The organism is Bacteroidota bacterium (assembly GCA_023957335.1).
Lineage (GTDB): Bacteria > Bacteroidota > Bacteroidia > NS11-12g > UBA955 > JALOAG01.
The window spans coordinates 111,257-133,120 of the sequence record JAMLHC010000006.1; the positions used below are offsets into that span (position 1 = coordinate 111,257).

Below are 21,864 nucleotides of genomic sequence, written 5' to 3' on the forward strand. Positions count from 1 at the left end.
TTAATAAGAATTATTCTAAATAAAGGTAATTAATTGCTTTTATTTTAAGCCATGCTGTTAACTATCATTTTGTCAGAGAAAATAACACAATATTAAGGTTACATATCATTCATTATGTGCTTGTTGCACATAGTTAAAACTTCATATTTACCCCAATCAAATAATTGATACCCGCTTGGGGATAGAGCATTTTATCGGTATATAGAACATCCTTACTACCCAAATAATATTTATAGGTATAGCCGTTGCTGGAATACATTTGGTTGGCAATATTATTGACTAACAACACAATCTCTGTATGAGCAAGTTTGTTAGGGATACTATAAGACATCCTCAAATCAATCACTGTATAAGCATTGAGCAAACTTTCTTTGCTACCAGAGTTGTCCAAGTATTGTTTACCAACATACTTGCCTGTTACATTGACAGTCAAGTTTTTTAAAGGTTTGACCTCTGTAAAGGCGGCTGCAATTACAGATGGCGAAAACGAAATAGGTGTATTTTTATACTCAAAAGCCTGCTCATCTACTACACCATACCAATCCATAACTACTTCTTTATAATCCTTGATACGGTTGATACTCAGGTTGAGATTAGCACCCAAACTTATTCGTTTATTAATCACATAGGTTCCTTGCAACTCAATGCCCTCTCTGAAACTTCTGCCGGCATTTTTCCTAATCAAACCACCCACAGAATTCATTTCGCCCGTCAATACCAACTGATTGCGATAGTCCATATAATATAGATTCACATCCAATAAATATTTGCTAGTTCTCTTTTGATACCCCAATTCATAATCTATCAGATTTTCAAATTTTGGAATATTGGGCGCAGATTCAATAAAATCCATACGCACCGGTTCGCGTTTGGCATTTGCGACAGAGAAATAAACCCTGGATGATTGACTGATAGCATAATTAATTCCCCCTTTTGGATTGAAGAATACATAGTTTTGATTGAAAGCAAAAGGCACTCTGTTATCATCCAAACCATCTGCACGATAATGTATCATTCTGAGTTGCAAGTCACCATACAGACTTAGTTTTGAGTTAAGTTCATGGGTTATTTTGACAAAATTATTGAAGTCATTTTTTGTGGAAAAACTGCTTGCGAAACGATAATCCTTAGGCATATTGCCGGAAAACTGTGCCCAAGTAACATCATCATAATGATCTCCCAAATAGCGATTTACACTTCCACCCAACTGCACGATGGTTTTTTGATTCTGATAACGCAATCCGTAAACAGCACCAAAAGAATGATTATCAAGCCAAAGTTGACGTACCATATCAGTTTGAGAAATGGTGTCTGCTCCTGCAACATACGGCAGCACTCCGTAGTCAGAGAATGATTGTCCCGGCATAGATTGTTCAAAATACCCGAGTCCTCTTACATAAAAACCACTCACAGACAACTTCAACTTGTTGCTAATCCGATAGTTCGCATGCAACTGATAATGTGATTGCTTATAATTATCTGTTTCGTTTTTGTATTCGTAATAATTATATGTTCTTCCCGAATTGAGCAGATTTTGTCTTTGTTCTGGCGTCAAAAAATTGCGATCTGCATACGCATTCATCTCTGCCACATCGCCAATAACGCGACTCTCGGGCGTTCCCCACCATGACTGATAAGTTCTTTCACTTCCTGAAAAGTGAATTGCATCCAACATAAATTTCTTATTGAGCGATTGATAAGTTGCATCCAGATAATAGCTTTTTAAATTTGACGAAGCCCGGTCAATATAGCCTTGAGAAGAAATTTGCGACAAACGTCCATTCATTTTCCAGCGATTATTGATTAAACCGGTACTAAAAACTGCTGTGTTTTTATAGGTTTCAAAAGAACCGAATGAATTATTGAGTTCAAAATACGGATGAGTGCTTCTGTCAAAGGTTTCCAAATTTATATTTGCACCAAATGCACCTGCACCATTGGTTGAAGCCCCTACTCCTCTTTGAATGTCAATCCTTGTGGCAGAAGAAGCAAAGTCGGGCATATTAACAAAAAACACCCCTTGCGCTTCAGCATCATTGAGTGGAATACCATTGACCGTGATATTAATCCGCGTTTGGTCTGAACCTCGGATTCTTAATGCTGAATAGCCAATGCCTGCACCGGCATCCGTGGTATAAACAAGAGATGGCATATTGTTGAGGATTACCGGAATATCTTGTCCTAAATTTTTACTTTCAATATCGGCTTTATTAAGCGTTTGATTGACAATAGGAGCATCCACTTCAGCTATGACGGAACTTGTAATATTGACCGCATCGAGGTCTCGTGTTGCAATATGCATGAAATAGGTTTTATGTTGAGTAAAATCAGCATTTGTTAAGGTGTCATACACTGTCAAAAATCCCAGATACGACAGCCGGATGTAAACTTGGTTTTGGTTTTCAACCAAGATAGGGATGGCAAAATCCCCATTTTTATAAGTCTGACCTCCGGCAGAATTACCATTCGGCAGTGAAACAAAGACCGAAACCCCTTCCATAGGTTTGAGTTCGGATGACAGGACTTTACCGCTGATTTGAATTTTGTCCTTGCTTTGCGTGTGCGCAAAGAGCGGTAACAGGACTACAAGTGTTAATAATAACTTTTTCATTTTCAATTAAATTAATAAATGAAAAAGCATGAAGTGTGTCAGAAAAGAAGTTTGCCACATAAGCTTTCCCTGCCGCATGAATGACCATGATCCAGGTGATGTGGGTATAATCTCAGTTCTCAATTAAGAGAGCACCCCAAAACTTTTTCGTTGGGGCAAAATTAGGATTAACTATTAAGAAAAACTAGCAGTTTGAAATTAATTAGAAAGAAAGTCCCCCTACAAAAGAAATTATCTATCCATCATTGGAACAACGCTTTTCCGGACAAGCATTATTTGCTCAATAATTCAAACAAAATATATTATCACCAAGATTTGATCCAAGTACCAAGCAATATAATCAAGAAGAGCAAGGTCCATCCTACCATCCACCCCCCCAATGTTACAACGGGAAATGCTGCATTTACAAAAAGCCAGAAAAGATAAAGAAAAAGATAAAATATGATTATGATGAGCGCAACTAGAAAAATATAACCAATAACTTCCCAAAAACTCGTACTTGCACGTGATTTATTTTTAAAAGAGTTTTTGATTGCTTTATATTCGTTTTTTATCTGTTTAATAGAAGGTTTGAAACCTAATAAAGAAGTAACACCCAACTTGGATTTAATATCCTTGATCAATTTTTGTTTTGACACTTTTTTATCAGAAACTACATTTGATTCGACTGAGAAATTGTTTTCATTGAAAGGTGTGCGCATTTCCGGTTGACTCATGTTCCCTTTCTGATTCGAATAATTTCTGTCTGAAGGTGTAATATAATCATAGTCAGATTGAGGTGTGTTTTTATTATATGCAAACTGCCCTACTTGCGTAGATTTACATGAAATCAGTGCGAGCATCATCGCGATTAAAACGGTATTTATTCTTCTCATAATCATTTTATTATATTAAAGGTTGTAAAAATAGTAAATAAAATAAAAAGTACAAGTTGCTTATTTTTAATTAATAACTTTGCATTCCAACAAGATGAAAACAATCTTCGTAACAGGCAGCAACGGCTTATTAGGTCAAAAACTTACTGATTTATACACCACTATATCTGACAGGAAACTGATTGCAAGCGGGCGCGGCACAAACAGAAACCCTCAGAAAGGAGGTTATGAATATGTAGAACTAGACATTTCAGATTTTGAAAAAACAAAACAGATTCTTTATGCTACAAAGCCGGATGTATTAATCAATGCAGCAGCAATGACCCAAGTTGACGACTGTGAACATGACAAAGAAAGCTGCACACTTTATAATGTCAGGGCGGTAGAGAACCTATCCAAGATTTGCACTGAATTAGGGATTCATCTGATTCACATTTCAACCGATTTTATTTTTGACGGAACCAAAGGCAACTACAAAGAAGACGACACACCCAATCCATTGAGTTTCTACGGCAACAGCAAGTGGGAAGGCGAAAAACGTGTGCAGCAATATGCAACTCGATATGCAATTTTGAGAACTGTATTGGTGTATGGAGTAGTAGCAGATATGAGCAGAAGCAATATTGTATTATGGGCAAAAGGTGCATTAGAAAAAGGAAAACCAATGACTGTTGTCAATGACCAATGGCGGACACCAACGCTTGCAGAAGACCTTGCCTTAGGTTGTTATCTGGCAGAAAAGCATAATGCTCAGGGTATTTTTAATATTTCGGGCAAAGATTTGTACCGCATTGATGAGCTGGTAAGAGAAGTAGGCAAATTTTGGAATTTAGACATCAGTCAGATTACAGAGGTCAGCAGTTTGACACTTAACCAAGCAGCAAAACGACCACCTAAAACAGGTTTTGACCTCAGCAAATCAAGGAAGGAGTTGGGTTATGAACCACACAGTTTTACTGAAGGCCTTGCTATTGTCAGAGAACAATTAGCAAAGAACAAAAAATAAGAAGTCGATTAATTTTACTTTGAGAAATTCACTTTGGATTTTGCACAAGTTTGATGGAATGTGATAATTTCTCAAAACCTGCTCTTTTCACCGCAGATTTTTTAAATATTTCTCTATATATGTCTTCTGTCAAGTCAATCCAGTCTTGTTTTTGCAATCCAAATAACTTTTCGTGAGGCATAAAATCAGGTTCCTTGTGTGGAGCTGAAAATCTATTCCATGGACAGACATCTTGGCAAATATCACAGCCAAAAACCCAATCTTCCATTTTAGTTCTGAATTCGCTTGGAATTTCTTCCTTTAGCTCAATGGTCAAATAAGAAATACATCTTTGCGCATTGAGGGTTTTATCGGGCAGAATAGCCTCGGTAGGGCAAGCATCAACACATGCGGTGCAAGTCCCACAGTAATCCTTGGCGTAAGGAGTGTCATACTCAAACTCCAAATCACAAATAATTTCGGCAAGTAAAAAGAAAGAACCGTGTTTTTTGTTAATCAGAATTGTGTTTTTTCCAACCCACCCCAGCCCTGCCCTGCCTGCCCAAGATGATTCTAATACAGGTGCTGAATCTGTAAAAACTCTAAACATAAAATTGCCAAACTCTGCCTGCATTTTACGGGTGATTTCAGCCATTCTATTTTTAATAACATAGTGATAATCTTTACCATAAGCATATTTTGCAATTTTCACTCCATCTGCCGGTAGAGACTCCTCGGGGAAATAGTTATAGGCAAGACAAATTACAGACTTTGCACCGGGCACTAATTTGCGCGGGTCAATCCGCATATCAAAATAGTTCTCAATCCATTGCATTTTGCCATGATATCCTTGATTTAGCCATTTTTCAAGTGTATAAGCTTCTTGGGTTAATTGCTCAGCTCTGACTATACCACAAAGCATAAATCCGGCTTCTGCCGACCATTGTTTTACTAATGCTGACGCTTTGTCGGCTAACATTACTTGTTGGAAATAATCTTTATCTCAGTTCTGCGGTTTTTTGACTTGCCATCATCCGTGTCATTGGAAGCAACTGGAATTTCATCTGCGTATCCTTTGGCAGTCAGTCGGTAGCGTTTGACACCCATTTCGACCAAATAGTCCACTACTGCTTTTGCCCTATTTTCAGATAGTTTTTTATTGTGCTCTTTATTTCCGACATTGTCTGTATGCCCTCCTATCTCAATTGTCATATCGGGGAAACGGATTAATAAATCATAGAGTTTCTTCAACTCGGCTTTGGATTCAGGTTTGAGGGTAAATTTATCTGTATCAAAAAAGATATTATGCAAAACAATAATATTGCCTGAATCAGGCTTAATTAAAGGCGCCTCCACCAAGAAAGGCTTGTCAAGTGTTCCTTCAGTAAGTCTGAAATTATCGGAATAAAACAAATAATCTTTTCTATCAATATTGAACATATAGTCTTGATTTTTGGAAAGTACAATCAAAAATTCGCCCATCACAGAATCAGTAGTAACGGTTTTAATGGGATTGCCGGTCTTCAAGTCAATTAATTCAACGGTTGCAGCCAAAGGTTTACGCGTAAGTTTATCAAACACGCGCCCTTTCACAAAGCTCACAGGTTCGGGTTTAATTGTTTTTGGAAGTTCAAAACGATATAAATCTCTGCCTCCTAATCCTCCTTTTCGGTCAGAACTCACATAAGCATATTTTCCCATTCTGTCCACTATCATACCGAACTCCTCACCTGCTGTATTGATGGGATACCCCAAATTTTCAGGAGTTGACCATTTTTGACCGTCAAAACGAGTAACATACAAATCAGGTCCTCCCATCGTTTGCTCTCTGCCGTTAGATGAAAAATAGAGTGTCTTTCCGTCAGGGTGAATAAAAGGGGCTTGGTCATCACCTTCGGTATTAATCTCCGGACCCAAATTAACCGGATTGGTAAAATTAGAGCCTTTCCATTCTGCTCGCCATATATCAATCCCTCCAAAACCGCCTTCTCTATTACTGGCGAAGTAAATCACAGTGCCATCAGGCGAAATACTCGGCTGAGATTCCCATGCACTTGAGTTCAAAGGGGGTCTGATAATTCTGGGTTTGCTGAAAGTGCCGTCAGCACTCATGATTGACAAATATATGTCGCAGCCTCCATACCCGTCCGGTCTGTTGCATGCCGTATAAAAAATATATTTTCCGTCAGCTGTAATGGACACATTGCCTTCATTATTAGGCGTGTTTACGTCACCCGGCAACAAAAACGCTTTCCCCCACTCTTCGCCTTTTTTTCTGCTCATGAAAATATCTTCGCCATAACTGTCTTGACGGGTGAAAATAAATACTGATTCGTCTATGGTAAAACCCGGCCAATATTCATGATACTTTGAATTAATGTTTTTTCCAAGGTTCTCAAATTGAATATCTAATGGATGTGCCATTGCATTGATAGCAAAATCAACGGACTTCATCATGATATTAGCTTGTTTAATATAATCTGGGCGCAAGTCTTTGCCTTTCAAAAAGGTATCTAAACTGAGCTTTGCTTCCTTGTATTTCATGATATTATATTGAGAGCGAGCAAGAAAATAATATCCGTTTGCATACTCGGGATGATACTCTGTAAGTTGTTTCAGATAAATAATGGCATTCTCATGGTCATTGAGTTCTTGATAAACCGCTCCCAGCATGTTAAGCAAACTTTTGTCACCCGGCTCACTTCTAAGTCCGGCTTTAAAATGATCAAGGGCTTTGTCATATTCGCCCATTTGATAATATTTCAAGCCTTCGGTTTCGTGTTTACTTGGTCTTTCACCTGAACCTTTTTTTTGGGCACTGCAAGCAGTAATAGTAAGGAAAAAAAGAAAAAATAATGGAATTCTCATATATTGCTTCATAGTCATCTTGTGTTTAACCGTTCAAAAGTAGAAATTATTTTAAGCCAAACATGAAATATGCCGAAAAATCAACGAGCACATTATTTGTAAAACTTCCATTGTATTCCAAAAACGAGTCTGCGTGGCGCAAGCGAATAACCGGGTGTGGAATAATATAGGTTTGGAAAAGATTGATCCCACAACTCAAAATTACTATGCTCCATCATTACAAACATCCTAAATGTCTTAACTTCTGCTGCTGCAAAAGCATTGAGCATAGGGTAATTGCCTTGCATTCTGCGATTTTGCAGGTAAAACATACGTGTAACAGGGTCATAAGCGTTTGCATAAAACTGACTATACCAACGAAAATCAAGACCTATTTGTAATAAGAGTGCATTTTTGAAAAGATTTCCTTGATAAAACAAACTGTTATAGGTTGATACTGCGGGTGTAGGCATTATCTCTTGCTGTACTTGATTGCCCGATGCTTGCAATATAATGCGGTTATTTAGATGAAAATGCCCTAACTTGATATTGTCTTCAATCCACAACTCTGTTTGATTGACAATCGTGTGAAGTTGTTCAGGGTTTGCTCCAAAGCCCATAAACAAAGGGTTAGCAATGGTTGTATTGACAAATTTCAAAGACCAGTTTCCCGTTTTTAAATGACCTGAAAATCCTCCCTCAAATTGCAACACACGCTCCTTGTCAAATTGATTATCCCATTTTACATTGTTAGATGCATAATGCATCATGATATAGTCAGGTGCATGGTTTTGCAACATCAGCCTTGCAAATATGTATTCAAGTGGGAGTTTTTTTCCCTTTTGTGTATGTCGCGCTTGCAATAACGAATAGGAAAGCGCTCCTTTCAAAGCAAAATCTCCTGCATTATAACCTGCAAAATAGGTTTTACCATTCGCTTGCAAAGTCAAACCCGGCAGCAACTTCCACCTGAAACTTGCGTCAGAAAAAATGTTGTTACCCGGATAGAACTTCCCAAAATTCAAATACTGCACCTTTAAGATTTCTGCACCAATACCCGCGTAAAAATGAAATCGACTTGTGTCTGTTATATAGCTTGTAATGCCCAGACTATGAGTTTGTTTGGCAAATGCAGATGAATCATGCGTTTGTGTCGAATCCAGATAAATAGCAGGAAATAGAGTCAAATCTGTGCCTTGTGATTCAAACACATTAAATGTTTTCTCAAATACAGATTGGTGTTTTATTCCCAACAAAGGCTTAAAATACCTTGTGGTGTCAGAGGTTTTGATGTATTTACCCGAAAACCAATAAACCTGTTCAAAAGCATATTCACGGTTTCCAAAATAATTGGAAGAATTATTTAACCTCACTTCCGCACTCTTATTCACTCCTCGCAGCGTGTCAAAATTTCTTTCGTCTATCCAACCTCCATTTTCCTGCATGCGCATTCGATTATAGCTCAAGCTTACTTGTGCATAATAGCGATTGCTTAAGTCCATGTAACGACTTGAGAAACCAAATTGTCTGAGTGAGTTTTTCTGATTTGGATAAAAACCCAGATTATTAATGGTTTGGAAGCGTAACGCCATATTCCACCCCGGTGTGATATTCTGTGTCAGCAATCCGTTGAGGTGTATATATTCTTTTTTAGTCTGAACATATTGCAGTCGCGTAAAAGGGGTAAAAGCCCTCAAATAAGGTGCGTTTTCTTGCTTGTACAAATATCCATCATACAAATGCCAGCCGGAAGCAAAACCTGAAGGTTGCACTCTATTAATCAAATAAGGGATTGCCGGCAAACCTGCATCTCCCAATGATTGTACATTAAAATACTCTTTGAACAGGGGATTATAATTTTGCATACCTTCTATATCCCACACAAGACTATCGTAATTTAAACCGGCACCTTCAACACCTTTATAGGATGCAAAAAAAGGATCGATTTTGGGTGATTCCGAAAACGGCTTTTTCTTCTTCTGTGCCGAGTCTTGACCGGTTTGTGAGTTTGAACCAATACGAACCTGCCCCAAAGCAGAATGAGCAATAAACAAATAATTCAGACTGAGCAAATAAACTAAAACCCGATTTCTTGTCACAGTCTGCAAAAGTAATGATTGATTTATGATTGAAAGATAGAAGCTTAGATTGTTTTCTTTTATCCGGTAAACTTAATCGGAGCAAACTGTCGTTCATAAAAAATATCCAAATTAAGTATTGTAATACTTCTAATAATGAGTACGTTTGCACAAGGATTTTTAACATAATATCATGAAAACATTAGGATTTATAATACTTGCAGCAGCATTGACCGGTTTAGCCTTTGTAGCAATACCTCATAAAAATAAAGTTGAGACCAATATTCAAAACAATAATCTCAAAGAAACTTCCAAAACACAAGGGGTAATATTTCAAAACATCACTTTTAATGAAGCACTCAAAAAAGCTAAAGATGAAAATAAATTAATTTTCATGAATGTATATGCTGTATGGTGTGGGCCATGCAAAATGCTCAAGAACACCACGTTCAAATCTGCTCAGGTGGCGGATCTGCTCAACAAAAACTTCATCAATTTGGATATCGATGCTGAAAAGGGTGAGGGAATAGAGCTTGCAGAAAGATACAATGTTGAAGCACACCCATTGATGTTGTTAATTGACGCCAATGGGAAAGTCGTTAAAAGTATTTTAGGATATAGAAAAGACGCTCAACTGCTAAGTGAAGTAAAAGATTTTGTGAAAAAGTTACAAGTAAATGAATAGATTTTCAAGGAGCGCCCCCCCCTTTTTAATTTCAAATACTCACTATTATTTTGTTGTTGCACTTAAGCCATTATAGCTCAGCTGGTAGAGCAGCTATCTCGTAAGTAGCAGGTCATCGGTTCAAGTCCGATTAATGGCTCTCACAAAAAACATACACAATTTTTTACAAAAACATCTTAATCATACTGATATTAATCCGAATTTCGAATACGAATAGTACATTTGCAAAAATTTTGATACTCCACCCTTGAACCAAGAACCCAATATTAAATTAGAGAATATCAACAGTGAAAGCCTTGCGCACAATGACTTTTTTGAGTATCTCAGAAAAACTGAATACGCACGTTTGGATGAACACAATCATGCCTATTTAGATTATACAGGTGGTGGTGTTTATGCAAAATCACAGATTGAGTCCCATTTTAAATTACTGACTCAAAATATATTAGGCAATCCCCATTCTACCAATCCATCTTCCTTGCTTGCCACGCATTTGGTCGCAGAAGCAAGACAGAAAATATTGGATTACTTTAATGCTAAAGACTATTACTGCATTTTCACCCAAAATGCTTCTAACGCGCTTAAAATCATTGGAGAATGTTATCCTTTCAATACAAAATCTCATTTCATGCTTTTGACCGACAATCATAACTCGGTAAATGGAATCAGAGAGTTTTGTTTATCAAAGGGCGGCAAGGTTACTTACGCACCGATTTATTTTGAAAATCTGCGCATGGATGAAAATTTCGTCCAAAACGAACTTGCAAACAATTCAGGTTTTGAGGACAAACTCTTTGCTTTTCCTGCACAATCAAATGTTTCCGGTGTCAAGCATGATTTGAAATGGATAAAAATTGCACAAGACTTAGGCTGGGACGTTTTACTCGATGCAGCTGCTTTTGTGCCTTCCAACCGCTTAGATTTAACACGTTACCAACCTGACTATGCTTGTGTTTCTTTTTATAAGATTTTTGGATATCCCACAGGCTTAGGATGCTTATTGGTAAGAAAAGATAAATTCGAGAAACTACACAAGCCCTGGTTTGCAGGTGGAACTGTTAGCTTTGTATCTGTAAATGCGCTACACTATTCTCTAATTGGCAATCACGAACGTTTTGAAGACGGAACATTAAACTATCTTGATATACCCGCCATCAAAACCGGCTTAGACTATATTGAAAGCATTGGAATTGACAAGATAAACGAGCGCGTATCCTCTCTACGTGAGTATTTACGTAAACACCTCAGCGAGTTAAAACACAGTAATGGTAAAGAACTCATCCGTATTTCAGAACCTGCCGACCACCTGAATATGGGTGGCACCATGATTCTGAGTTTCTATAATTCAAATGGAGAACGCTATGACTTTGAGGATATTGAAATGCTGGCTAACAAAATCAATATCTCATCACGCTCCGGATGTTTCTGCAACCCCGGTGTTGACGAAACCAATAGCTGTTTGACCGGAGAAGAAATTTCCAAATATTATACTAGCAACAGCACAGGCACATACGATTACAAGGATATGGAACGCTTTTTCGGCAGAATGAGAGGTGCAACGCGCATTTCAGTAGGAATTGCTACTGTCCAAAAAGATTTAGATACATTTATTGCTTTTGCACAAAGCTTGATTGACAAATAAGCTTGTACTCAGAACGTTTTGTGCCGAAAGAGAATAATCCTACTTTTGCACCAAACATGACACAACAGGCAGAATTGACGATTATAGGAGGAGGAATCACAGGATTAGCAACTGCCTACATTGCTGCCAAACAAGGGGTTAAAGTAAAGGTTATCGAAGCAAGCAAAGACTTTGGCGGCTTGCTTAACACTTTTGAAATCGGAGTAAATAGGCTCGAATATTTTTATCACCATTTTTTTACTCATGATGCAGAAATTCATTGGCTTGTAAAAGAACTTGGTATTGAAAGCAAGTTAATTTACAAAAAAACAACCATGGGCACTTTTCGCAACAATCACCTCTACCCTTTTAACGGAGCGATGGATTTGCTCAAATTTAAACCTATAAAGTTTATTGGCAAAATACGTTGGGGGCTTACCAGCTTGTATTTGGGGAAAATTGCCAAATGGCAAAATTATGAAAACGTAACTGCACTTGAATGGTTTTATGAAAATGCGGGAGAATCAGCTACGAACAGTATTTGGAAGCCCATGCTCGACATTAAGTTTGGACCCTATGCAGATAAAATTCCTCTCTCATGGATGATTGGCAGACTCAGACAAAGACTCAATTCAAGAAAATCAGGAGATGAACGACTCGGCTATCTTCAAGGAGGGCTGGACACCTTGCTACAAGCACTCTTAGCAAAGCTCAACACATTGGGAGTAGAACTCATCAATGAGGCACCGGCTACCGCAATCAACATGAATCCTGATGACAGTATTCGCTCGGTTGTTACAAACAAAGGCACTTTTGAAGGTGGAAAATTTCTATTTACGATTCCCGGCAGTATTGTTGGCAAACTCCTGCCTCCGTTTAGCGCAACCAAAGATAAACTCGATGCAGTCAACTATTTTGGTGCAGTATGCGTGATTTTAGAAACGCCCGAAAAAATCAGTAACACTTATTGGATAAATGTTGCTGACCCCGGTTTTGATTTTGGAGGAATTATTGAACATACAAACTTCATAGAACCGGAGCACTATCAAGGCAAACACATTACATATCTGTCAAGATATTTTGATTTAAATGATTCGCTTTTTCATGCTACCGATGAACAGATTAGCGGAAAAATGATACCTCAACTCAAACTTATATTTCCAAAATTTGACTTGGACTCCATTCAACAAGTGCGTGTTTTCAGAACCTCATTTGCAGCAACAGTTTGTGATTTAAATTTTTCACAAAAAATCATAGACTGCGAAACGGAATTTGCCAATTTATATATTGCCAATATGGCACATATCTACCCCGATGAAAGGAGCGTAAACAATAGCATCCGCGTGGCTGCTGAAGCTTGCAGAGTAATGGGCTACAACTCTGTTAAAGTACCCGAAGGTTCCTCTCTTTCAGGCAAAATCGGTTTTGGCGAAAATCAATAATAAGGACACACTTCCAAAACTGTTATGACACTTATTTCATTTCAATTATGCTCTGATTTTCTCTGTTAATTTATCTGTTTATCACCATTTTACTTTTAATTCGCACTCGCCATGATATCCATTGTAATTCCGATTTTCAACGAAGAACAAATTCTTCAACAGCTCTATGACCGCCTTGTTGGCGCAGCTCCATTATGGAAAGAGGATTATGAAATTATTTTAGTAGATGATGGTTCGCGAGATAATTCAATAGAAATAATGCGCGGGTTTGTTGCCCAAAACTCACATTTCAAGGTATTAAAACTAAGTCGAAACTTTGGACATCAACCTGCAATTACAGCAGGTATCAAGAAAGCCAAAGGAGATGCTGTGATAGTTATGGATGGCGATTTGCAAGACCCTCCGGAAGAGCTTCCTCGATTTTTGGATAAATGGAGAGAAGGCTATCATGTTGTGTATGCCATTAGAACTAAGCGCAAAGAAGGATTGTTTAAACGAATTGCTTACAAAACCTTTTACAGACTGCTTGCCAGAATCAGTGATATAGATATTCCAATCGACTCAGGTGATTTTAGTGTGATGGACAGAAAAGTTGTCAATGCATTAAACATCGAAATGCCGGAGAATATTCGATACGTGCGTGGTCTGAGAGCCTATGCGGGGTTCAAACAAATCGGAGTAGCTTATGAACGAGCTGAAAGAGCCGGTGGCGAGGTCAAATTCACTTTCAGAAAACTTGTCAAACTTGCTATTGACGGAATCTTTGACTTTTCAACTTTCCCGTTGAGATTGGCTACTTACTTCGGACTTATCATTTCTATACCTTCTTTTCTGCTTGGTGTTTTCTTTATTGTTCATCGTATGCTCAATTTCAAAATATTTGGCTATTCACCACAAGACACACCCGGTATGGCAACGCTTGCAGTAGCAATGTTCTTTTTGGGGGGTGTGCTATTAGTCATTTTGGGCGTTATTGGAGAATATATCGGTAGGATTTACATTGAGGTCAAAAAACGACCTTTTTACCTGATAGAAGAAGAAATTGTGAATGAAGGGAAAAAACAGGTTTAAATTTAATCACGACTCCCCTACTTCCGCACTCATCCCTCAAGGTACAGAAGCTCTTTTTTTATCCCAAATATTTACCGAATTTTGGAAACTCAATTTTCAACTAAACTTAATGCGATTTTATTTACATGTTGCCCTTGTCTTGGGTATTTTATTAACAGCCTCCAATCGTTTGGAAGCCCAAAAGAAAAAAGATATTATTTATGAAAATGCTACTATCGGATTATCCATAGTGCCTTCACTTCATGGTGGTTTCCTTGCGATGAAAGGAACTTCTAAAGAACTGAAAGATTCATTGCGTAAAGCAGACCAACTTAAAAGTGTTCTTGATTTTGGGGCACAGTTTAGATTTAATACAGGAAAGGACTGGATTGTAACCACCGGTATTTACTACAGCAACAAAGGATTGAGAAGAGTTAAAGAACCAATCAATCTCTTGGATGTCATTCACGACAACATGCCTCCGGACAAAGTAAAGATTAGTGATGATATGCAAGGTTTTACAAGACAGATTTATTACAATATCAATTACCACTTCTTAGAGATTCCGGTGCTATTCGGAAAGGACTTTACCCCTAAGAGAATGAAAAATGAAGAGTTGCGTTTCTCTTGGTACTTTGGCGGTTCTCTTGAAGGATTACTAAAACACGACATGAAAATCGAGTTCAGAGGCTTTGAGCCTTATGGAATGAAAGAATACACGCTCAACAAAAATGAGACCGAGCTAAAACCTTTGATTGTAAACGCTTCTGTAATTATTGGAGCGAGAGTTGATGTTGATTTATATCCCAAAATGCGGCTCTATTTTCAACCTAATATCAGAAAGCAAGTCATTTTTGCCAGTTACGGCATAGAAAAGCACCACCTTTATACTTTGAGTGCTGAAATAGGTATCAACTATGCGGTGAGCACAAACAGAAAAAACAAAACATTATGAGGGCACTTGTCCAACGAGTTTCTGAAGCATCTGTTGTGGCAGATGGCAAAACTTCGGGCTCCATACGACAAGGATTGTTACTATTTATTGGGATTGAAGCAGAAGACACGCTGGATGACATTCGCTATCTTGTCTCCAAGATTACTCAACTGCGCATTTTTACCGATTTGGAAAACAACATGAATCTTTCTATTCAGAACATCAACGGAAGTTTGCTTGTTGTGAGTCAGTTTACGCTGCACGCATTGACCAAGAAGGGAAACAGACCTTCATTTATAAAAGCTGCTCCTGCGCTTGTTTCTCAACCTTTATTTGATACCTTTGTCAAAGAGTTGAAGGAATTTTCAGGCTTGGAAGTGCAAACCGGAATCTTTGGAGCAGATATGAAAGTACACCTGATTAATGATGGACCTGTAACAATTTGGTTGGACAGTAAGAACAAAGAGTAAAGAATATGGACAAAAACCTATTAGACAGCAATTCATTATTTGATTTAGCAGTTAAGTATGTTAACCAAACCCAATGCAATCTCTTTATTACCGGACGTGCTGGAACGGGCAAAACAACTTTCCTGCATTATATTGTCAAAAACTCACTCAAAAAAAGTGTCATAGTCGCTCCTACCGGTGTGGCAGCTATCAATGCCGGTGGCGTTACCATCCATTCACTCTTCCAACTTCCTTTCGGACTTTTTTTGCCTGACAGCACATTGTCTAATACTCATTCTGCAATCACCGTCAACAACCGTTATTCTTTGATGCAGCATACAAGAATGGGAAGCAGCAAACGCAAGTTGCTGCAAGAAATGGAACTGCTTATTATTGATGAAGTGTCCATGGTCAAAGCCGACACTTTTGACGCCATAGATACGGTATTGAGAAATATACGCAGAAGACCCAATGAACCATTTGGAGGAGTGCAACTTTTATGTATTGGTGACTTGTTTCAATTACCGCCTGTGGTGAAAGACGATGAATGGCGTTTGATGAGCGAATATTATAAAAGTCCATTCTTTTTTGATGCACAGGTAGCAAAAGAAATGCACTTGATTCAAATAGAATTTGAGAAGGTTTATCGCCAAAGCAATCGCTCTTATATAGGCTTGCTCAACAGAATCAGAGAAAATCGCGCAGAATACGAAGACTTAGATGATTTGAATCAAAATCATTACAAACCGGATTTTGTTCCAAACGATGGTGAGAATTATATAACCTTATGTTCACACAATGCTGCAGCCGATGATATTAACCGCAAACAACTTGCGTCATTAAACTCTCGTGAACATTTTTACGAAGCCGAAATTTCCGATGACTTTGCAGAGAACCTGTTTCCGGCTCCTCGAATTTTGACACTCAAAGAAGGTGCGCAAATCATGTTTATCAAGAACGACAGTGGCAATGACCGCAAATTCTATAACGGTAAACTTGCTGTGATAGAACGTATTAGCAGCGGAGAGATTTGGGTCAAATTTGAAAATGAATCGGAACTGTTTCAAATACCAAAATTAGAATGGGAAAATATCCGCTATAACTTTAATGAAAAAACACATAAAATAGAAGAGAAAAAGCTGGGTTCTTTCAAACAATACCCCATCAAACTCGCTTGGGCTGTAACCATTCACAAAAGTCAAGGCTTAACATTTGAGCGCGCAATCGTGGATGCAGGGCGTTCTTTTTCTGAAGGGCAAGTGTATGTAGCCCTAAGTCGTTTAAGTTCCCCCGAAGGTTTGGTGTTAAAAACACCTATTGAGCCGCGCAGTGTCAGAAGCAGTCTGCAAGTGGTTGAATTTATGGAAGACATTACTTCCGAAGACGAACTTGAAGAGCAGCTTCCAAATTGGCAAAGGGAATACTTACATCATATTCTGCTCAACAACTTTAGTTTGACAAAACTTGAAGAAGATTTTACTCAATTTCGTAATATATTAAATGAAATAACGGTTCCAGACAGGGTTTTGACAGACAGAAATGCACGTAAGTGGCTTGCTATCATTGCTGACATGAACAAAGTAGCAGAGAAATTTATTGTCAGTTTACGCAACTCTATTCTACCCAATGCCGACAAAGACGGCTATCAACTCTTGGCACAAAGAGTAGAGTCTGCAATGACTTATTTTATAAAGGAAATTGACGAAAAAATACTGTTTTCTATAGCCAAATACAGAGCAGATATCAGACACGAAAAAGTATCTAAAAAATTCAACACCCTAATCAGCACGCTCTCAGATGAAGTCGAGCTCAAAAAAGCACTGTTCAAATCCACAAATGCGTTGATACAAGGGCTCATGAGAGCAGGTAATATCTCTCAGCTTTTGGATGAATATTACAACGGGGTCATTAACTCCGTACAAACTATCAAGGAAGAAGCAGTACCGATGAAAGTAAAAAAAGCCGAAAAAGGCGACAGCAATCGCGCTACACTTATTTTATTCAAAGATGGTAAAACATTAGAAGATATTATGGAAACAAGGTCTTTGGCTAAATCAACCATAGAAGGGCACTTGGCATCTTTTGTTCTGACAGGCGAAATATCTCCTTTTGAGTTAATGGATAAAGACAGAGTGCAGGAGTTGCTTGCTGCCATCAAAGGCAACCCCGACAAATCAATAGGTGAAATCAGGCAGATGCAAGGCGAATCGTGTAGTTTTAGCGAACTTCGCATTGTACAAAACTATTGGAAATACTTGCTAAACCTCAAAGCACAATCCAAAAATTAAATTTTCTCCCTATTTTAGGATAAATCCAAAACGCGTTTAGTCAAAATCTTGCAATTTTATCCTTTATTACATGGGCGCAATGACTATTTTTGCACTTCATGACTCCAAACATTCCGGGCATCGCTCATGGCGACAGTTCAAATTTCTTTTTGCTTGCAGGACCTTGCGCAGCCGAAAGTCGCGAACTGATGATGCAAGTAGCTGAACAGCTTGTCAAAGTAACAGACAAACTCAAAATTCCTTATATATTTAAGGCATCCTACAAAAAAGCCAACCGCACACGCTTGGACTCTTTTACAGGCGTGGGTGATGAAAAAGCACTCCAATGGCTGGCTGATGTCCGCAAAGAATTTGGCATTCCTGTGGTTACTGATATCCATTCAGATCTTGAGGCAGAGATGGCGGCTGAATATGCAGATGTGCTGCAAATCCCTGCATTTTTGTTCAGGCAAACCGAATTGCTTGTAGCAGCAGCCAAAACAGGCAAATTTATCAATATCAAAAAAGGTCAATTTGCAGGTCCCAACGCCATGCAACATGCGGCTCAGAAAGTCAAAGACTGCGGCAACTCTCATATTATGCTCACAGAACGCGGCACATTCTTTGGTTATTCAGACCTCGTAGTGGATTTCAGAAGCATACCTGCAATGCAAGCGTTTGGCAGTCCGGTTGTAATGGATGTAACCCATTCATTGCAACAACCCAACACGAGTTCGGGCGTAACGGGCGGTTTGCCACATTTAATCGGAAAAATGGGAAATGCGGCTATTGCTATGGGAGTGGACGGTATTTTTATGGAAACCCACCCTGAACCGAGCAAAGCACTCTCTGACGGAGCCAATATGTTACCCTTGGCACAAGTTGAAGAGAAACTCACCCAATGGACAAGAATTCGCGAGACTATTTTGAAATGATTAAAGCAGAAGGCATACAAAAAAATTTCGGACGTTTGCAGGTACTCAAAGGTATAGACCTTGAGATTGGCAAAGGAGAGATTGTTACCATTGTAGGGGATTCGGGTGCAGGCAAAACCACCTTACTGCACATTTTAGGAACATTGGACAAACCAGACTCCGGACGATTGGAAATCAATGGAAATCGAATTGACACTTTGCGTTCTAACGCTTTGTCAAAATTCAGAAACAAAAACATAGGCTTTGTATTTCAGTTTCACCATTTATTGCCTGAGTTTACTGCTCTCGAAAACGTATGTATTCCGGCTTGGATAGCCAAAGAGAATAAAAAAAGTGCCATGCAAAGAGCCAAAGAATTATTGGACTTGCTAAAACTCTCCGAACGCTTTGAACACAAGCCTTCGCAACTGTCGGGGGGAGAGCAACAAAGAGTAGCAGTAGCAAGGGCTTTAATCAATAATCCGGCAGTAATTTTTGCAGATGAGCCGAGCGGAAATTTAGACTCAAAAAATGCTGAAGATCTGCACAAATTGTTTTTTGATTTAAGACAAAGCTACAATCAAACCTTTGTGATTGTTACCCACAACAAGGAATTGGCTAACCAAAGCGACCGAACATTGACCATCAAAGACGGATTAATTTTATAAGAAAAATGAGAAAAATCGCAAATACAATGCACAAAAAACTCTTTTTAGTTTGGGTTGCAATCTTCTTTCCCCTACTGCAATCATGTGCGCAACCACCGGAAACCCCTCTCACTTATGCACAAAGATTGATACAAGACAAACAATACTTCACTGCATTTGAATTTCTTGACAGCCTTGACCCCGGCAACAAAAACCCCGATATTTTCCTTGCCAAACAAGACATTGCCATTAAGTATCACATTGCCACTGTGATGCACCAAATGTTTGCTTTTGAAAACCTTAATAAAAATCAAAATATTCTGCAAATGCGCAAACAACAAGGCAATTTCCAGATGAAGAACTTCCCTGTTCAAGCAATTTTTGACACATTAATACAACAAAATCCTGAGCGTTATGATTTGTACAACGGAGCTGCCGAGTTTTATTACGAAATTATGAAAAACTATCCTGAAGGCTGGATCATGAAAAAGAATGAAATTGTAAAAAAGATAGAAAAATACGCCCCTGTTGCCGTTAAGAACAAAGTGGCATCTGCCAAGACCTATTATGTAATGGCATATTTGTATTCGCAGAAAGAGGATTACAACCAAGCAATGACCTATTATGCCATCACCTTGGACAAAGACCCTGCATTTGCTGATGCCTATTATAATTTAGCACTTACTCAAATGTATCGCAAAGAGTTTTTGGCTGCCTTGTCTGCCGTACAATCTGCCATGGATTTATATACCGACAGTATTTCTCAATCCGAATCTAACCGCCTTGCCGGCTATATCTGCGAAGAACTTTCGGACGATGTGCAAGCCTACAAATATTTCCTCCAAGCATGGAATCTCAACCCTAAGAACCTTGACAATATCCACGCACTCACTGACATTTCTATCAGACTCAAAAAATCAGAATACAAGAAATACACCCTGATTTATTTTGAAACAGAACCCGAAAATGCAGCAGTTTATGGTGGGTTAATTGAAATCTATGCCCAATACAACAAAGCCAAAGAATTGATTTCATTCTTTGAGGAACAAATGCCCAAATACACGAGCAACAGCAAAGTGCTGGCTAATCTTTACTATTTCACAGCCGGATTAATCTACAAAACTGATAAAGACAAAGCGGCTCAATATCTAAAAGAAGCCAAAACACAATTCAAGAAATTTTTGCCTGAAAAAGATGAAATTTTCACCCTCATTGATGACAAGTTAGAAGAACTCAAAAGATAGATGCCCTCCACAACTGTACCCATATTACAATCTAACATTATCGTCTTCTTTGATGGCGTTTGTAATCTGTGCAATAGCGCTGTACAGTTCATCATTAAACGCGACAAAAAAAATATCTTTCTTTTTTCGGCACTCCAATCACAGGCTACAGAACAACTTTTACAACAACAAGGAATTAAGTTAAACAATACAAAGCAACCGGAATCTATCATTGTGCTGACCAATGGCAAATGTTATGACAAAAGTTCGGCTGCTCTTATCATAGCCAAACATCTGGGCTTATTTTGGTCTTTAATGCAAGTTTTTTGGATAATTCCCAAACCGCTTAGAGACGCAGTTTATATGTTTATTTCCAGAAACCGATACAAATGGTTTGGCAAACAAGAAAGCTGCATGATTCCCACCCCTGAACTCAAAGCAAAATTTATTGCATGAACCTGATTACCAGCAAAGACAATCCATTGTTCAAGAAGATTCTCAAACTTGATAAGTCAAGAGAGCGTAGAGAAAGTGGGTTGTTTGTAATAGAAGGAAAGAAAGAACTGTTAATGGCAGTTGCAAACGGATATGTGATTACAGATGTAGTGTTAGCAGAAACCACAGTACTTACAGAATCCGAGCAAAAACAATTAGCTAACATTCCCAATCAACAAAGGTTCAGCAATTCACTTTTCAGTAAATTAACCTACCGCAATGAGCTATCATCTTGCTTGGCAATAGCCAAAATACCCCATCATGATTTAGACAAAATTAAACTATCCAAAAACGCACTTGTGATAGTGCTCGAAAGCGTTGAAAAACCAGGAAATTTGGGCGCTATCCTTCGCACTGCCGATGCTTGTGCTGCAGACGCTGTCATTGTTTGTGAAGAGAAATCAGATTTTTACAATCCTAATGTAATTCGCTCCAGCGTAGGAACAATATTCTCTGTAAACAAAGCTTCAGCAGACAAAGAACAAGTCCGCAAGTGGATGAAAGATAAGCATCTCCACGTGTTTACTACTTTTATTGAAAATGCCCTACCCTATCATCAGGCTGACTTCTACTCATCTTGCGCCATCGTATTAGGCACAGAAGCAACGGGACTAACCGATTTCTGGCGACACAAGGACTATCAAAACATTGTGGTTCCAATGCAAGGGCAAAACGACTCACTGAACGTGTCTGTGGCAGCCGCCATTATGATGTTTGAAGCAAGAAAACAAAAAGGATAGC

The 21,864-nt window shown here is 38.5% G+C and carries 18 protein-coding genes and 1 tRNA gene; 14 read left to right on the forward strand and 5 right to left on the reverse strand.

Annotation, left to right across the window (positions count from 1 at the left end):
- Positions 1–133: 133 nt before the first annotated feature.
- Positions 134–2,611, reverse strand: a complete 2,478-nt coding sequence (locus M9892_11630) for a TonB-dependent receptor (protein MCO5255001.1) — start codon at positions 2,609–2,611, stop codon at positions 134–136.
- Between the two features lie 305 nt (positions 2,612–2,916).
- The gene (locus M9892_11635; protein ID MCO5255002.1) at positions 2,917–3,486 is read right to left on the reverse strand and encodes a hypothetical protein; all 570 of its coding nucleotides are present in this window, start codon (positions 3,484–3,486) and stop codon (positions 2,917–2,919) included.
- A 94-nt stretch (positions 3,487–3,580) separates the two neighbouring features.
- Between M9892_11635 and M9892_11640 the strand changes: the two genes are divergently transcribed.
- Positions 3,581–4,492, forward strand: coding sequence for an SDR family oxidoreductase (locus tag M9892_11640; protein ID MCO5255003.1), 912 nt, complete (start codon positions 3,581–3,583; stop codon positions 4,490–4,492).
- A 28-nt stretch (positions 4,493–4,520) separates the two neighbouring features.
- Here M9892_11640 and queG read toward each other — a convergent pair whose 3' ends face one another.
- From queG to M9892_11655, 3 genes are all read right to left on the reverse strand, one after another.
- Positions 4,521–5,450, reverse strand: coding sequence for a tRNA epoxyqueuosine(34) reductase QueG (queG, locus tag M9892_11645; protein MCO5255004.1), 930 nt, complete (start codon positions 5,448–5,450; stop codon positions 4,521–4,523).
- A complete protein-coding gene (locus M9892_11650; GenBank protein MCO5255005.1) occupies positions 5,450–7,339 on the reverse strand; it encodes an OmpA family protein in 1,890 nt (629 codons plus the stop codon). Before M9892_11650 ends, queG begins: the two co-directional genes overlap by 1 nt.
- Positions 7,340–7,431: 92 nt before the next feature.
- Positions 7,432–9,417 (reverse strand): putative porin, encoded by a 1,986-nt coding sequence (locus M9892_11655; GenBank protein ID MCO5255006.1) that lies wholly within the window; start codon positions 9,415–9,417, stop codon positions 7,432–7,434.
- A 172-nt stretch (positions 9,418–9,589) separates the two neighbouring features.
- On the opposite strand from M9892_11655, the gene M9892_11660 reads away from it, so the two are divergent.
- From M9892_11660 to M9892_11720, 13 genes are all read left to right on the forward strand, one after another.
- Positions 9,590–10,081, forward strand: a complete 492-nt coding sequence (locus M9892_11660) for a thioredoxin family protein (protein MCO5255007.1) — start codon at positions 9,590–9,592, stop codon at positions 10,079–10,081.
- 66 nt (positions 10,082–10,147) lie between these two features.
- A tRNA-Thr gene (locus tag M9892_11665) sits at positions 10,148–10,220 on the forward strand.
- A gap of 108 nt (positions 10,221–10,328) precedes the next feature.
- The gene (locus M9892_11670; protein MCO5255008.1) at positions 10,329–11,723 is read left to right on the forward strand and encodes an aminotransferase class V-fold PLP-dependent enzyme; all 1,395 of its coding nucleotides are present in this window, start codon (positions 10,329–10,331) and stop codon (positions 11,721–11,723) included.
- 56 nt (positions 11,724–11,779) lie between these two features.
- Positions 11,780–13,144: an NAD(P)/FAD-dependent oxidoreductase gene (locus tag M9892_11675; protein ID MCO5255009.1), complete on the forward strand. Its 1,365-nt coding sequence runs from the start codon at positions 11,780–11,782 to the stop codon at positions 13,142–13,144.
- A 111-nt stretch (positions 13,145–13,255) separates the two neighbouring features.
- Positions 13,256–14,215, forward strand: coding sequence for a glycosyltransferase family 2 protein (locus tag M9892_11680; GenBank protein ID MCO5255010.1), 960 nt, complete (start codon positions 13,256–13,258; stop codon positions 14,213–14,215).
- On the forward strand, positions 14,193–15,149 hold the full coding sequence (locus M9892_11685; GenBank protein ID MCO5255011.1) for a hypothetical protein: 957 nt from the start codon (positions 14,193–14,195) through the stop codon (positions 15,147–15,149). The genes M9892_11680 and M9892_11685 overlap by 23 nt, the downstream gene beginning before the upstream one ends.
- On the forward strand, positions 15,146–15,598 hold the full coding sequence (gene dtd / locus M9892_11690) for a D-aminoacyl-tRNA deacylase (GenBank protein MCO5255012.1): 453 nt from the start codon (positions 15,146–15,148) through the stop codon (positions 15,596–15,598). The genes M9892_11685 and dtd overlap by 4 nt, the downstream gene beginning before the upstream one ends.
- A gap of 5 nt (positions 15,599–15,603) precedes the next feature.
- Positions 15,604–17,865, forward strand: a complete 2,262-nt coding sequence (locus M9892_11695) for a helix-turn-helix domain-containing protein (protein MCO5255013.1) — start codon at positions 15,604–15,606, stop codon at positions 17,863–17,865.
- 98 nt (positions 17,866–17,963) lie between these two features.
- A complete protein-coding gene (gene kdsA / locus M9892_11700; protein MCO5255014.1) occupies positions 17,964–18,779 on the forward strand; it encodes a 3-deoxy-8-phosphooctulonate synthase in 816 nt (271 codons plus the stop codon).
- A complete protein-coding gene (locus M9892_11705; GenBank protein MCO5255015.1) occupies positions 18,776–19,426 on the forward strand; it encodes an ABC transporter ATP-binding protein in 651 nt (216 codons plus the stop codon). Before kdsA ends, M9892_11705 begins: the two co-directional genes overlap by 4 nt.
- 5 nt (positions 19,427–19,431) lie before the next feature.
- Positions 19,432–20,649 (forward strand): hypothetical protein, encoded by a 1,218-nt coding sequence (locus M9892_11710; protein MCO5255016.1) that lies wholly within the window; start codon positions 19,432–19,434, stop codon positions 20,647–20,649.
- Positions 20,650–21,084, forward strand: a complete 435-nt coding sequence (locus M9892_11715; protein ID MCO5255017.1) for a thiol-disulfide oxidoreductase DCC family protein — start codon at positions 20,650–20,652, stop codon at positions 21,082–21,084.
- Entirely contained in the window at positions 21,081–21,863 is a 783-nt protein-coding gene (locus M9892_11720; GenBank protein MCO5255018.1) for an RNA methyltransferase, read from the forward strand. The genes M9892_11715 and M9892_11720 overlap by 4 nt, the downstream gene beginning before the upstream one ends.
- The last annotated feature ends 1 nt before the right edge of the window (position 21,864 follow it).

What these genes read in the sequence shown, in the direction of transcription:
- M9892_11630 (MCO5255001.1), bottom strand. Translation starts at nt 2,611, where the DNA reads ATGAAAAAGTTATTATTAACACTTGTAGTCCTGTTACCGCTCTTTGCG.
- M9892_11635 (MCO5255002.1), bottom strand. Translation starts at nt 3,486, where the DNA reads ATGAGAAGAATAAATACCGTTTTAATCGCGATGATGCTCGCACTGATT.
- M9892_11640 (MCO5255003.1), top strand. Translation starts at nt 3,581, where the DNA reads ATGAAAACAATCTTCGTAACAGGCAGCAACGGCTTATTAGGTCAAAAA.
- queG (MCO5255004.1), bottom strand. Translation starts at nt 5,450, where the DNA reads ATGTTAGCCGACAAAGCGTCAGCATTAGTAAAACAATGGTCGGCAGAA.
- M9892_11650 (MCO5255005.1), bottom strand. Translation starts at nt 7,339, where the DNA reads ATGAGAATTCCATTATTTTTTCTTTTTTTCCTTACTATTACTGCTTGC.
- M9892_11660 (MCO5255007.1), top strand. Translation starts at nt 9,590, where the DNA reads ATGAAAACATTAGGATTTATAATACTTGCAGCAGCATTGACCGGTTTA.
- M9892_11675 (MCO5255009.1), top strand. Translation starts at nt 11,780, where the DNA reads ATGACACAACAGGCAGAATTGACGATTATAGGAGGAGGAATCACAGGA.
- M9892_11680 (MCO5255010.1), top strand. Translation starts at nt 13,256, where the DNA reads ATGATATCCATTGTAATTCCGATTTTCAACGAAGAACAAATTCTTCAA.
- M9892_11685 (MCO5255011.1), top strand. Translation starts at nt 14,193, where the DNA reads ATGAAGGGAAAAAACAGGTTTAAATTTAATCACGACTCCCCTACTTCC.
- dtd (MCO5255012.1), top strand. Translation starts at nt 15,146, where the DNA reads ATGAGGGCACTTGTCCAACGAGTTTCTGAAGCATCTGTTGTGGCAGAT.
- M9892_11695 (MCO5255013.1), top strand. Translation starts at nt 15,604, where the DNA reads ATGGACAAAAACCTATTAGACAGCAATTCATTATTTGATTTAGCAGTT.
- kdsA (MCO5255014.1), top strand. Translation starts at nt 17,964, where the DNA reads ATGACTCCAAACATTCCGGGCATCGCTCATGGCGACAGTTCAAATTTC.
- M9892_11705 (MCO5255015.1), top strand. Translation starts at nt 18,776, where the DNA reads ATGATTAAAGCAGAAGGCATACAAAAAAATTTCGGACGTTTGCAGGTA.
- M9892_11710 (MCO5255016.1), top strand. Translation starts at nt 19,432, where the DNA reads ATGAGAAAAATCGCAAATACAATGCACAAAAAACTCTTTTTAGTTTGG.
- M9892_11715 (MCO5255017.1), top strand. Translation starts at nt 20,650, where the DNA reads ATGCCCTCCACAACTGTACCCATATTACAATCTAACATTATCGTCTTC.
- M9892_11720 (MCO5255018.1), top strand. Translation starts at nt 21,081, where the DNA reads ATGAACCTGATTACCAGCAAAGACAATCCATTGTTCAAGAAGATTCTC.